Genomic DNA, 11,997 nt, shown 5'->3' with positions numbered 1-11,997 from the left:
CGTGCTTCCAGTGTTGAACGAGGCCGAGGCCCTGCCGTGGGTCCTCGGTCGCATGCCCGCCGGCTACGAGCCGTTGGTGGTCGACAACGGGTCGACCGACGGCTCGGCCGATATCGCCCGACGGGCGGGCGCCGCGGTCGTATCCGAGGGCCGACCCGGCTTCGGCTGGGCCTGCTTCGCCGGGCTGGTTGCGGCGTCGTCGGAGGTCGTCTGCATCATGGACTGCGACGGATCGCTCGACCCGCTCGACCTCGAGCGCGTGACCGCCCCGGTGCGGGTCGATCGAGCCGACCTGGTGCTCGGCGCCCGTCACGCCGATCGGGCTGCCTGGCCGCTGCACCTGCGCGCCGCCAACCTGGCCTTGTGCGTCGAGCTGCGACGGCGCACCGGCGTGCACCTCTCCGATCTCGGCCCCATGCGGGCGGCCCGTCGTCGTGCCCTGCTCGACCTCGGTATCGTCGACCGTCGGTTCGGCTGGCCCCTCGAGATGGTGCTGCGTGCCGGGGCGGCGGGTTGGCGGGTGAACGAGGTCCCGGTCACCTACCGACGCCGGGTCGGGCGCTCGAAGGTGACCGGCACGCTCAGGGGGACGGTGCGCGCCGCGCGCGACATGGGGGCGGCCCTGCGATGAGCGTCGGCCCGACCAGGAGGCGTTCGTGCACGTGCTCGTGATGGCCAAGGCGCCGGAGCCGGGCCGGGTAAAGACCCGGTTGTGCCCGCCGTGTGATCCCGTCGAGGCCGCGGCCCTGGCCGAGGCGTCGTTGGCCGACACCTGTGAGGCCGTGGCCGGCTGCGGCGCCGAGCGCCGCGTCGTCGCCCTCGACGGGCGGCCGGGCGACTGGCTGCCGCCGGGCTTCGAGGTCATCGCCCAGCGGGGGCGGAGTCTCGGCGAGCGCCTGGCCAACGCCTGGGTCGACACCGGGGGCCCGGGGGTGCAGATCGGGATGGACACGCCCCAGGTGACGTCAGCGGTCCTGGACCAGGCCCTCGGGCTGCTGTGCCCGCCGTCGACGGCTGCCCTGTTCGGCCCCGCCTTCGACGGGGGATGGTGGGCGATCGGCCTCCCGCGCCCGGACCCTCGGGTGTTCATCGGAGTGCCGATGAGCATGCCCCACACCGGTGCGGCCCAGCACCGGCGCCTGCGGGCCCTGGGGCATCGGGTCGTCGAGCTGCCGATCCTGCGCGACGTGGACCGCATCGAGGACGCCGTGGCCGTCTCCCAGATCGCTCCCGGTACCCGCTTCGCCGCTGCCCTGCGCCTCTCCACCGAAGAGCGGGCGGCCCGCTCGGCATGAAGGCTCGTCCCGTGCTTCGCGGTACCGACGGGTCGTCCCTCTCGCTGGAGCCGGGCCGCTGGCGCGGTCAACCGACGCCCGAGGAGGAGCGGATCCTGGGCGAGGTCGTGGGGCCAGCGCTCGACGTCGGATGCGGGCCCGGCCGCCACGTCCTGGCCCTGGCCAGGATGGGCGTGCCTGCGCTGGGCATCGACATCTCGCCCCTCGCGGTCACGGTCGCGCGCGACCGTGGCGCCGCGGTGCTGCAGCGCTGCGTCTTCCGGCCGCTTCCGCTGGCCGAGGCCTGGCAGACCGTGCTGCTGCTCGATGGCAACATCGGGATCGGCGGGTCGCCGACGGCACTGCTCCGTCGCATCGGTCAGCTCCTGGCCCCTGGAGGTTGTGCGCTGGTGGAGGTCGATCCGCCCGGCACCCCGACCGGGCGGATGCGCGCCCGCGTCGAGCATGGCTCGGTCCGCGGACCGTGGTTCCCGTGGGCCCGTGTGGCCGCCTCCCGCCTGCCCCTCACGGCCGAGTCCTCGGGCCTCGGAGTCTCTGCCATCTGGGAGTCCGGGAGTCGCTGGTTCGCCCGGCTCGTTCGGCACCCGGCAGGTGATCACGGCCATGATCCGCGGTCGGATCACGACGGATGCGTCGGGTGCGGATCGGGCCTCGGTGCTGACGCCTGGGCGATCGCGCTGGCGGAGGGAGCGTGAGGGTTCTCGTCACCGGCGGCGCCGGCTTCATCGGGTCGCACGTGGTCGACGACCTGGTCCAGGCCGGGGTCGAGGTGCGCGTCGTCGACTCGCTGCACCCGAATGCCCACGGGGGCCTGCCGTCGTATTTGCACGAACAGGCCGAGTACCGCTTCGGCGATCTCGCCGACCCGGACCTGGCGATGGCCGCCACCGAGGGAGTGGATGCCGTGTGCCACCAGGCATCCAGGGTGGGCCTGGGCGTGGACTTCGCCGACGTCACCGGCTACGTCGACGACAACGACCGGGCCACCGCCGTCCTGCTCCGGGCGCTCCACGGCCACCGCTTCGCGGGCCGGATCGTCCTCGCCAGCAGCATGGTCGTCTACGGGGAGGGCGCCTATCTGTGCACCGATCACGGCTTGGTGCGGCCCTTGCCCCGCCAGCCCGACGATCTCGACGCGGGGCGCTTCGAGCCGAGGTGCCCTGCGTGCAGGGCGCCGCTCGAGCCGTCGGCCGTGACCGAGGCCGCCCCCCTGGAGCCGCGCAGCATCTACGCCGCCACCAAGGTGCACCAGGAGCATCTCTGCGCGGTGTTCGGACAGGAGCGGGGCGTGCCGGTCACCCGCCTGCGCTACCACAACGTCTACGGGCCGAGGATGCCGCGGGACACGCCTTACGCGGGGGTGGCCAGCATCTTCCGCAGCCGCCTGCTGGCGGGGTTGGCCCCGCTGGTGTTCGAGGACGGTGGTCAGCGGCGCGACTTCGTCCATGTGCGCGACGTCGCCCGGGCCAACCGACTCGCGCTGCTCGCCCCCGAGCCGCCGGACGGGCCGCTCAACGTGGCCTCGGGGGAGGTCCACTCCGTGGCGGAGATGGCCGCCGCCCTGCATTTCGCCGTCGGATCGGATGCACCGCCCCCGGTGGTCACCGGCCGCTACCGCCCTGGCGACGTCCGCCACGTGACGGCGTCGCCGGCGCTGGCCGCGGATCGGCTGGGCTTTCGCAGCGAGGTCGGGTTCGCGGACGGCATGCAGGAGCTCGCACGCGCCGAGCTGCGAGCGGCGCGATCGTCATGAGGAGGCCTCACGGATGGCGCGGCCCGGCGGGCCGCGCGCCACGCCCCGGGGACCCGGGGCCTAGCATCACGGGAGTGGAGGGCCTCGCTGCGCCCGCGCCCGACGGCGCCACCACCCGGGTGCTGGTGGTCGAGGACGATCGCACCGTCTCGGAGGTGGTCGCCCGCTACCTGACCCGTGAGGGCTACGCCGTCGAAGAGGTGGCGGACGGCACGCACGCCGTCGAGCGAGCCCTTCGCTCGTTGCCGGACCTGGTCGTGATCGACCTCATGATTCCGGGCCTGGACGGGCTCGAGGTCTGCCGGCGCCTGCGGCTGGCGGCCCCAATCCCGGTCATCATGCTGACCGCCAAGAGCGACGAGGCCGATCGCATCGCCGGCCTCGAGCTCGGTGCCGACGACTATGTGTCGAAGCCGTTCTCGCCCAGGGAGCTCATGGCCAGGATCCGGTCGGTGCTGCGCCGGGCTCGAGGTGGGCCGTGGCCGCAGCCCGATGCCGGGCCGGCCGCAGGGGGGGCGTCCGCCGGCTCGACGCCGTCCGGCGCCGTCCTGACGGCAGGCCGGCTCAGCGTGAACACCGCGGCCCGCGAGACCCGGCTCGGCGGGACGCTCGTCGCCCTCACCTCCAAGGAGTTCGACCTCCTCGTCTTCCTGATGCGCCACCCGCGGCGGGCGTTCAGCCGGGAGGAGCTGCTCGAGCATGTCTGGGGCTACACCTACGGCGACACGTCGACGGTCACGGTCCACATCCGGCGACTGCGCGAGAAGGTCGAGGCCGACCCGGCCGATCCTCGTCACGTCGTCACCGTGTGGAGCGTCGGCTACCGGTTCGAGCCGTGACCGCACGGCGGGTATGGCTGGTCGTCGCTGCCGGCGCCCTCGTCACCACGCTGGCCGCGCTGGCCACCGGGATGCCCTGGGGCGATGCGATGACGCTGTCGGGCATCAGCATCGGTGCGGCCGGTGCGGTCGGCGTCATCGGGTGGGGCGCCCTTCGCGGCGCGCCCCCGCGGTCTGTCGGGTTCCAGGCCGCGGTGGTCGCGTTGGGCGTGGTGGCCGCGGTGGGAGCCGGCGTCCTCGTCGCTGCGTCGCAGATGTTCATCAACGACCACGACCTCGCCGTGCTCCTGGTGGTCCTGCCGCCGGCCGGCACGGTCGGCATCCTTGCCGCGCTCATCCTCGGCCATGACCAGGCTCGCCTGGCCGAGGCCAGGGCCCGGGCCCAGGCCGTCGAGGCCTCTCGCCGCGAGCTCGTGGCGTGGGTCTCCCACGACCTTCGCACGCCGCTGTCCGGCATCCGGGCCATGGTCGAGGCCCTCGAGGACGGTGTGGTCGACGACGCCGAGACGGTCGCCCGCTACCACCGGACCATGCGGCTCGAGACCGAGCGCCTGGCCAAGCTGGTCGACGAGCTGTTCGAGCTCAGCCGGATCGGGGCCCACACCCTGCGGCTGTCGCCCGCGCCCGCCTCCCTCACCGACCTCGTCTCCGACGCGCTCGCCGGGGCCAGGCCCGCCGCCGAGGCCAAGGCGATACGCCTGAGCGGCCGGGCCGTCGGTTCGGGCCCCAGCGTCGAGCTCTCGACCCCGGAGTTCGGCCGGGCCCTCCGCAACCTGCTCGACAACGCCATCCGACACACGCCGGCCGGAGGGCAAGTGACGATCGCCGCCGGCTACGAGGACGGCTCGGCCACGGTGACGGTGCTCGACTCCTGTGGGGGGATCCCGGCCCAGGACCTCGAGCGGGTCTTCGAGGTGGCCTACAGGGGCGACGCCGCCCGCGGCCGCGACGGCGGTGGGGGAGCGGGCCTCGGTCTTGCCATCGCTCGAGGCCTCGTCGAGGCGCAGCGCGGTGAGATCGTGGTCCACAACGAGGGAGCCGGGTGCGCCTTCACCGTGCGGATGCCGTTGCAGCGTGATGGCTCCGATCCGCTCGTACCTTTCTCATCGGGCTGATCGCTGCCGGCTTCGGCAGCCTCGGCTCGCCGACGGCACCCGCTCGCGACAGGACGCTCAGCGGCGGTAGCGGGCAGCGCGCCTCGAGATCTGGTCGGCCAGGGCCTGATCGTGGGCGGCCGCCTTGCGCAGCGCCTCCTCCAGCTCGGCCCGGTCGCTCAGGATGCGGATGGTCTTTGGAAGCGTATGGTCTCCGAACGGAGCCCTCTGCTCCGACGTCTCACGGCCGTTTGCGCTAGACGCCATGGTCTTCACCTCTCAGTCGCCAAGGTGAGCGAAACGCTGATCGCCTCGGGCCCTTGGCGCCGCTGGGCGTCATGGACCGAGCCTTCCCCGAGTCTTCCTCACGGCACACGCCCGATGCTATTGGGCGCCCGTGTCGGCGAGCGAACGGTCTGGCCGAACGCCTGTGAAGCCCAGATGAACTCGGGCTGAATGATTTTCGTCGTGGTTTCGACACGTCGCCCTCAGGCACGTTCAGTGGCTGCCCCGGGCGCGGGAGCTACCTTGGCGAGGTGGCGGAGCGTCTCGTCTATGTCTCGCGGCTGGTCCGATTGTCGCTGCTCGGCGCCGACGGGGCCGCCGTTGGCCAGCTGGCGGACGTCGTGCTCAGCGCATGGGGCGGCCGTGACGCGCCGGACGTCCGCGGGTTTGTCGTCGCGCTCCAGCGCCGGCGGGTCTTCGTCGCCGCCGGTCGCATCGCCGAGCTGAGCCACGAGGGCGCCCGCCTGCGGGGGGCGATCAACCTCCGCCAGTTCGAGCTGCGGCCGGGCGAGCTCCTGGTCATGGGCCAGCTGCTCGGCCGCTCGTTGCGCGGACAGAGGGTCATCGACCTGGCCATCCGCCCCGACCCGATGGTGTCGTTCGCCTGGGAAGTGGCGACCGTGGCCCTCGGCTCTCGTGGTCGCCTCGGGCGCCGGCGGCCTCCCGAGATCATCGATTGGCCCGAGGCCACCGAGCTGTTCACCGTTCGCAGCCCCGTCGGGCGCGAGGCCGCCGCCATCGGAGCGCTCCACCCCGTGGAGATGGCGGCGGCGATCCGGGCGCTCCCGCTGGCCCGCCGGCGGGTGCTGGCGGGGGCCCTCGATGACGACCGGCTGGCCGATCTGCTCGAAGAGCTCTCGGAGGACGAGCAGCTGCGCATCGTGGAAGGGCTCGACGGCGACCGGCTGGCCCACGTGCTCGACGAGATGGAGGCTGACGACGCCGCCGACCTCTTGGGCGAGCTCCCGGCCGAGCGCCAGGGCGCCCTGCTGGCGGCGATGACGCCCGACGAGGCGGCCCCCGTGCGCCGGCTGCTCGACTACGACCCCAACACCGCCGGCGGGTTGATGAACCCGGAGCCGGTCATCCTGCGGCCGACGGTGACCGTGGCCGAGGCGCTGGCCCGCATGCGCGACCCGGAGCTCCCCGCCACCTTGGCCGCCCAGGTGTTCGTCACCCACCCGCCGACCGACACCCCGACCGGCCGGTACCTGGGCGTGGCGGGCTATCAACGCCTGCTCCGGGAGCCTCCTCCGAGGCCCTTGGGTCGATGCCTCGACGACAGGCCGGCACCGGTCGCCGCCGACATCAGCGCGGCCGAGGTCGCCGCCCGGGTCGCCGCCTACGACGCGCTCGCCGTGGCCGTCACCGATTCCGCCGGGCGCCTCGTCGGCGCCGTCACCGTCGACGACGTGCTCGACCGAGTGCTGCCCCCAAACTGGCGAGACCCGAGGAGGACGACAGCGAATGGCCCATGAAGACACCCTGGCGATGCCCCGCGGGATCAGCGGCGGGATCCACTACGACCCCGAGGCCTTCGGACGGTTCTCGGAGACGCTGGCCCGGTTCTTCGGGACAGCTCGTTTCCTCGCTATCCAGAGCATCATCGTCGTCATGTGGATCACCTTCAACGCCGTGGCCGCCAGCCTCAGCTTCGATCCATATCCCTTCATCCTGCTCAACCTGGCCTTCTCGACGCAGGCGGCCTACGCCGCCCCGCTGATCCTGCTGGCCCAGAACCGCCAGGCCGAGCGCGACCGGGCGGAGGTGGAGCGCGACCGCGACGCGGAGTCTCGCCAGCTGGCCGACACGGACTTCCTGGCCCGCGAGATCGCCGCCATGCGGATCGCCCTCGAGGCCAAGGCGTCCCGTGAGGACATCGCCGAGCTCGTCGCCGAGCTGGCGGAGACGATCGAGGGCGCAGCGGAGGGTTCGACGCGAGGTGGCGGCGTCAGCCGGACCTGAAGTCGGAGCAGCACCTGGGAGTGCTTGCGTGCCGAGCTCCTGATCCCTACCATGCGAGTCGGATCATTGGCTTGTCTGGCGTGACTGCAAGGGGGAGGCGGTCATTGGACCAAGAGCGGCGCGAGCGCCATCGACAGTTCTCCCGGCGGGAGCTGTTGCGAGCCGGGATCGCCCTGCCGGCCGTACTGTCCCTGCCGGTGATGGCCGCCGCCTGTGGTGGTGGTTCCAGCGTGGCGGCGGGCCACGGTGACCACACCGACTCAGGCGGCCACAGTGACCACGCCGACCATCAGGACGCCGGCCACAACGACAGCTCGCACGGCGACTCGACCCACACCGACACCTCACACACCGACAGGGGCCATACCGACCACTCAGACTCCGGCGCCACTCACGCGGACACGGGCGGGACGCACACCGACGTACCGCACAACGACAGCCCGGGGGTCCACCATGTTGATGAGCGCCCTCCATACGGCGGTTGTCTCCACAATGACCTGTACAGCCAGTACCACCACGGTGACAACGGCCAAGTGACCAACCATCTTGACCACGTCGACTACCACGGGGATCACACGGACTGCCAGTTCAAACAGTGAGGTTCATGGTTGTCGCCGCGATGCTGGGGGCAGCGGCCACAGCCGTCAACGGTGGCGCCGGTGCTGGGGTAGCGCCCTGTACATTTGCCCCATGGCGACGTGGGTGAAGGCCATCGTCAGGGAAGATCCCGACCCGGCAGGCAAGCGAGACCCACGGAGGAAGGTCACACACGCCTTCAACTTGGATGAGGGCGAGGCCGCGCATCCCATCACCGACCAGTACACGGTTCGCAAGGACGAACCCTGGAGCAATCCCGTAGTCGGTGGGGACCGGTGCGTCGAGTGTCAGGAGATCGTGGACTCCTAGCCGATTGGTCGCCTCAGCACCCGTCGCCCGGCACCTCCCGCAACCCCTTACGCAGCCGGTCGAGCCGCGCCCTGTCGTCCCCCAGGTCGGCGACACCCACGGCGCGAGATCACTCGTCGCGATCCGCGTCGTCGATGGCTGCCCCAGATCCGGTGGGTGTCTCGGCTCTCTCTTCAACGACGTCGGTATCAATGACCTCAATAAGGTCGATCTCGGGAATGACCTGATCGAGCAGATACCACAGCCTCGCCCCGTAGTCACCGGTGGCGCCGTCGCATTCGGCCAGGTCCCCCGCCAAGCCCTTGGCCTCGATCAGCGCGTCGATCCGAGCCTGTTCGTCCGCAGCGGCCTTGGCGAAGTATTGCGCCGCCGTCATGTCTCCCTCGCGCCGCCTCCTAGCGGCAAAGACTTGGTTCTGGGCCACCCAACCTCGGGCCGATGCCAGGTCGAAGGTCATGGCCAGCTCCAGCTGCGCTCGATACCGACAAGGGCACCGGGGCTACATTCTCATCGGTGTTTGGTGTTCTGTACTTCGGGATCGCGCGGACCTTGACCTGTCTTGGTGGCGACCAAGATGCCTTCAGGCGTCCCCCAGCAGGTCCCGCCGAAGTCTTCCCCAGAGCGTGACGTCCCAGGTAGAAGGCCCAGTCCCGCTCAGAGGTTGACGCCGGGATACAGCGGATGCCGGCCGAGGAGCTCCTGGACGCGCGCTCGGGCCTTTTGGAGGGCCGAGTCGTCGACCGTGTACTTGACCCGGGACGGCTTGCCGGCGTTCGGGCCCGAGGCGATGGCGGCGGGGCTCGTCGCGCCGAGCACGTCACCGATGACCTCTGCGACCTGGCCCATCTCGTCGGCGCCCATGCCGAGGGTGGTGGCGGCGGGGGTGCCGAGGCGCAGCCCGCTCGCGTACCAGGCGCCCTCGGGGTCGGCGGGTATGGGGTTGCGGTTGCACGTCACGCCGGCGTCTCGGAGGGCGGCCTCGGCGATGCGGCCCGTCAGGCCGAAGCTGCGCAGGTCGACCATCACCAGGTGGTTGTCGGTGCCGCCGGTGAGGACCCCGACCCCGGCGGCCTGCAGGCGGTCGGCGAGCGTGCGGGCGTTGTCCACCACCGCCTGGGCGTAGCTGGAGAAGTCGGGCCTCGACGCCTCCTGCAGCGCCACCGCCTTGGCCGCCATGACGTGGGGGAGCGGGCCGCCCAGCACGAGGGGGCAGCCGCGGTCGACGGCTGCCGCCAGCTCGGTTGTACACAAGACCAGCCCCCCTCGCGGGCCGCGCAGTGTCTTGTGGGTGGTCGTGGTGACAACCTCGGCGTGGGGAACGGGGTCGTGGTCGCCCCGGAGCACGCCGCCTGCCACCAGGCCTGCGAAATGGGCCATGTCCACCATGAGCGTCGCGCCCACCTCGTCGGCGATCTCCCGCAAGCGGGCGAAATCGATGAGCCGGGGATAGGAGCTGTAGCCGGCCACGAGGACGAGCGGGCGCACCTCGCGGGCGATCCGGCGCACGTCGTCGTAGTCGAGGAGCCCTGTTGCGGGGTCGACCCCGTAACAGGCTTGGCGGAACAGCTTGCCCGAGATGTTGGGGCGAAAGCCGTGGGTGAGATGGCCGCCGGCGTCGAGCGCCATCCCGAGCAGGGTCTGGTCGCCGAGCTCGTGGCGCAACCCCTCCCATTGCTCGACCGACAAGCGGTTGACGTCGGCGGCCCCCAGGCGCTCGAGGGCGGGGGCCTCGACTCGGTGGCTGAGGATGGCCCAGTAGGCGACCAGGTTGGCGTCGATGCCCGAATGGGGCTGCACGTACGCGTGGTCGGCGCTGAACAACGACCGGGCGAGCTCCGCCGCTCGGGTCTCGATGGCGTCCACGTTGCCGCAGCCGGCGTAGTGGCGGTGTCCCGGCACGCCCTCGGCGTACTTGTCGGACAGCCAGTTGCCCATGGCGAGCAGCACCGCAGGAGACGCGAAGTTCTCACTGGCGATCAGCTTGAGGTGGGAGCGCTGGTCGGCCAGCTCGGCCATGATCGAGCTCGCGACCTCGGGCGCGACGCTGGCCACGACATCGAGCGAGGCGGCGAAGGCGATCGCCTCGGCCGATGCGCCCAGCGCCCGGGTCTCCACGCCGAGACCCGAGAGGTATCGATCGAGCAGCGAGCCGACGGTCACCGGCCACCTCCCAGCAGGTCCCGAGCGACCTCCTCGAAGAACTTGGTGCACAGGCGGAGCGACTCCTGGTCGATGCGCTCGTCGTCGCCGTGGAACATCGACGCGAAGTCGGCGAACGAGATGCGGTCGCTGAACAGACCGGCGCCGTAGGCGACCGATCCCGCCCGCCGGAAGAACCGAGCGTCGGTGGCTCCCACGATCATGAACGGGACGTTGGTGGAGCCAGGGCTCAGCCGACTGGTGACCCGTTGCATCGAGTCCCACAGCGGCGTGTCGACCGGTGAGCTCGTCGCCTCGTCGGTCGTCTGCGACTCGATGTCGACGTGGCTGGCCAGATCGCCGAGGGCGTGCTCGAGCATCTGGTCGATGTCCTCGGCCTTCTGGCCTGGCAGCGTCCGTATGTCCAACGTGAGCTCGACGCTGTCGGGGATGACGTTCGTCTTGGTACCGCCGTGGGCGATGGTCGGAGCGAACGTGGTGTGCGTCGCCGCGTGCGCCATGCGAGCCACCCCGATGTCGTCGCTCTCCTGGACGAACGAGCGCAGCGCACCAGGATCGAGCAGCATGCGAGCGATCTCGTCGGGGAGGTCGGCCTGGCTCACGAAGCCGCGCCACACGTCGTTGATGTCGGTGCCCGGCTCGTACTCGGCGATCCGACGCACCACCTCGGCCGCCTTGACCAACGCATTGTCGCTGCGAAACGGCATCGATCCGTGCCCCGCCGTGCCCCGTACCCGCAGCTTCACCCAATGGGTGCCCTTCTCGCCCACCATCATGGACCGCTTCGGGCCGGACGTCGACGGCAGTGGTATCTCGAAGCCACCCGACTCGGTGAGCACGTAGTCGGCGCGCACCGCCTCGGGGTGCCATCGCAGCATCCAGTCGGCTCCAAAAGTCCCGAGTGCCTCCTCGTCGGCCACGGCGAGGTAGCTGAGCGTGCCCCGCGGCCGCCAGCCCTCGACGGCGAGGGCCTTGAACGCCACGGCCATGGCCGAGGTCTCGTTGAGCATGTCGATGGCGCCCCGTCCCCAGACCTCGCCGTCGACGAGCTCGCCGCCGAACGGGTCCCGCCTCCATCGCGCCGCGGTGACCGGAACCACGTCGGTATGGCCCATGAGCAGCAACGAGGGCGCCGTCGGGTCGCTGCCCTCGATGCGAGCCACGAGGTTGCCACGGCCCGGCAGCGCCTCGTAGCGCTCGAGATCGAGCCCGGACCCCTCCAGGTAGGACGACAGGAGGTCGGAGCTCCGCACCTCCTGGCCGGACTCGGGCGTCCCGTCGTTCACGCAGGCGTTGCGGATCAGGTGCTGGAGGAGGTCGGTCACCTCGTCGACGACGGTCAATACCCGCTCCCTTTGGTCGAGGTCCGCTCCGACGTCATCGTGTGTCTGCACACGAGAGACCCCAGCATCGCACAGCATCCCTCTCACGCCGTCTCGACCGCCAGGGGGGTACTGGACTGGATGAGCCGCGACCTGTACCGCGCCCGACGGCTACGTCGCGCCCCAGAAGAGGATGCGCTTGAAGGGGTAGAAGTACGGCTCCTGCTTCCCGAGGGCCTGGACGAGCCGACTGCGGTACTGGTCGAGGTACTCGCCGAACAGGTCGTCGGGAAGGCGTGAGGAGTACCGGGTCAGGCTCGTCCCCCTCACCCACTCCGCCACCTCCCCGGTCGACGCCAGCCGATGGCCGTAGACCTG

General features: G+C 71.2%; 15 protein-coding genes. 10 read left to right on the top strand and 5 right to left on the bottom strand.

What is annotated here, in order from left to right:
* Position 1: 1 nt before the first annotated feature.
* The 6 genes from VH112_07960 to VH112_07935 all read left to right on the top strand — a co-directional run bounded on the left by VH112_07960 (position 2) and on the right by VH112_07935 (position 5,002).
* Complete coding sequence (locus tag VH112_07960) at positions 2 to 631, top strand: glycosyltransferase family 2 protein (GenBank protein HEX4540166.1); 630 nt, start codon at positions 2 to 4, stop codon at positions 629 to 631.
* 25 nt (positions 632 to 656) lie between these two features.
* Positions 657 to 1,295 (top strand): DUF2064 domain-containing protein, encoded by a 639-nt coding sequence (locus VH112_07955; GenBank protein ID HEX4540165.1) that lies wholly within the window; start codon positions 657 to 659, stop codon positions 1,293 to 1,295.
* Between the two features lie 11 nt (positions 1,296 to 1,306).
* Positions 1,307 to 1,990 (top strand): class I SAM-dependent methyltransferase, encoded by a 684-nt coding sequence (locus VH112_07950; protein ID HEX4540164.1) that lies wholly within the window; start codon positions 1,307 to 1,309, stop codon positions 1,988 to 1,990.
* Positions 1,987 to 3,048 carry an NAD-dependent epimerase/dehydratase family protein gene (locus tag VH112_07945; protein HEX4540163.1) on the top strand — a complete coding sequence of 354 codons (1,062 nt, stop codon included), beginning with the start codon at positions 1,987 to 1,989 and terminating at the stop codon, positions 3,046 to 3,048. The genes VH112_07950 and VH112_07945 overlap by 4 nt, the downstream gene beginning before the upstream one ends.
* 74 nt (positions 3,049 to 3,122) lie before the next feature.
* The gene (locus VH112_07940) at positions 3,123 to 3,887 is read left to right on the top strand and encodes a response regulator transcription factor (GenBank protein ID HEX4540162.1); all 765 of its coding nucleotides are present in this window, start codon (positions 3,123 to 3,125) and stop codon (positions 3,885 to 3,887) included.
* Positions 3,884 to 5,002 (top strand): ATP-binding protein, encoded by a 1,119-nt coding sequence (locus tag VH112_07935; protein ID HEX4540161.1) that lies wholly within the window; start codon positions 3,884 to 3,886, stop codon positions 5,000 to 5,002. The genes VH112_07940 and VH112_07935 overlap by 4 nt, the downstream gene beginning before the upstream one ends.
* Positions 5,003 to 5,059: 57 nt before the next feature.
* Here VH112_07935 and VH112_07930 read toward each other — a convergent pair whose 3' ends face one another.
* Positions 5,060 to 5,248 carry a hypothetical protein gene (locus VH112_07930; GenBank protein HEX4540160.1) on the bottom strand — a complete coding sequence of 63 codons (189 nt, stop codon included), beginning with the start codon at positions 5,246 to 5,248 and terminating at the stop codon, positions 5,060 to 5,062.
* Positions 5,249 to 5,517: 269 nt separating this feature from the next.
* On the opposite strand from VH112_07930, the gene VH112_07925 reads away from it, so the two are divergent.
* The 4 genes from VH112_07925 to VH112_07910 all read left to right on the top strand — a co-directional run bounded on the left by VH112_07925 (position 5,518) and on the right by VH112_07910 (position 8,137).
* Positions 5,518 to 6,744 (top strand): CBS domain-containing protein, encoded by a 1,227-nt coding sequence (locus tag VH112_07925; GenBank protein HEX4540159.1) that lies wholly within the window; start codon positions 5,518 to 5,520, stop codon positions 6,742 to 6,744.
* The gene (locus tag VH112_07920; protein ID HEX4540158.1) at positions 6,734 to 7,231 is read left to right on the top strand and encodes a DUF1003 domain-containing protein; all 498 of its coding nucleotides are present in this window, start codon (positions 6,734 to 6,736) and stop codon (positions 7,229 to 7,231) included. Before VH112_07925 ends, VH112_07920 begins: the two co-directional genes overlap by 11 nt.
* 104 nt (positions 7,232 to 7,335) lie before the next feature.
* Entirely contained in the window at positions 7,336 to 7,830 is a 495-nt protein-coding gene (locus VH112_07915; GenBank protein HEX4540157.1) for a hypothetical protein, read from the top strand.
* A gap of 91 nt (positions 7,831 to 7,921) precedes the next feature.
* Positions 7,922 to 8,137: a hypothetical protein gene (locus tag VH112_07910; GenBank protein ID HEX4540156.1), complete on the top strand. Its 216-nt coding sequence runs from the start codon at positions 7,922 to 7,924 to the stop codon at positions 8,135 to 8,137.
* Between the two features lie 109 nt (positions 8,138 to 8,246).
* Here VH112_07910 and VH112_07905 read toward each other — a convergent pair whose 3' ends face one another.
* From VH112_07905 to VH112_07890, 4 genes are all read right to left on the bottom strand, one after another.
* A complete protein-coding gene (locus VH112_07905; GenBank protein ID HEX4540155.1) occupies positions 8,247 to 8,594 on the bottom strand; it encodes a hypothetical protein in 348 nt (115 codons plus the stop codon).
* 197 nt (positions 8,595 to 8,791) lie between these two features.
* Complete coding sequence (locus tag VH112_07900; protein ID HEX4540154.1) at positions 8,792 to 10,297, bottom strand: glycine hydroxymethyltransferase; 1,506 nt, start codon at positions 10,295 to 10,297, stop codon at positions 8,792 to 8,794.
* Entirely contained in the window at positions 10,294 to 11,691 is a 1,398-nt protein-coding gene (locus tag VH112_07895; protein ID HEX4540153.1) for a M20/M25/M40 family metallo-hydrolase, read from the bottom strand. The genes VH112_07900 and VH112_07895 overlap by 4 nt, the downstream gene beginning before the upstream one ends.
* A 99-nt stretch (positions 11,692 to 11,790) precedes the next feature.
* The coding region (locus VH112_07890; protein ID HEX4540152.1) for a hypothetical protein at positions 11,791 to 11,997 on the bottom strand (207 nt) is incomplete at its 5' end.

The sequence above is a fragment of the Acidimicrobiales bacterium genome (genome assembly GCA_036270875.1).
GTDB lineage: Bacteria > Actinomycetota > Acidimicrobiia > Acidimicrobiales > AC-9 > AC-9.
This window is presented reverse-complemented; position numbering and strand designations above follow the sequence as displayed.

Excerpts from the sequence above, each read along its gene's own strand:
- VH112_07930 (HEX4540160.1), bottom strand. The coding sequence starts at position 5,248 with ATGGCGTCTAGCGCAAACGGCCGTGAGACGTCGGAGCAGAGGGCTCCG.
- VH112_07920 (HEX4540158.1), top strand. The coding sequence starts at position 6,734 with ATGGCCCATGAAGACACCCTGGCGATGCCCCGCGGGATCAGCGGCGGG.
- VH112_07910 (HEX4540156.1), top strand. The coding sequence starts at position 7,922 with ATGGCGACGTGGGTGAAGGCCATCGTCAGGGAAGATCCCGACCCGGCA.
- VH112_07905 (HEX4540155.1), bottom strand. The coding sequence starts at position 8,594 with ATGACCTTCGACCTGGCATCGGCCCGAGGTTGGGTGGCCCAGAACCAA.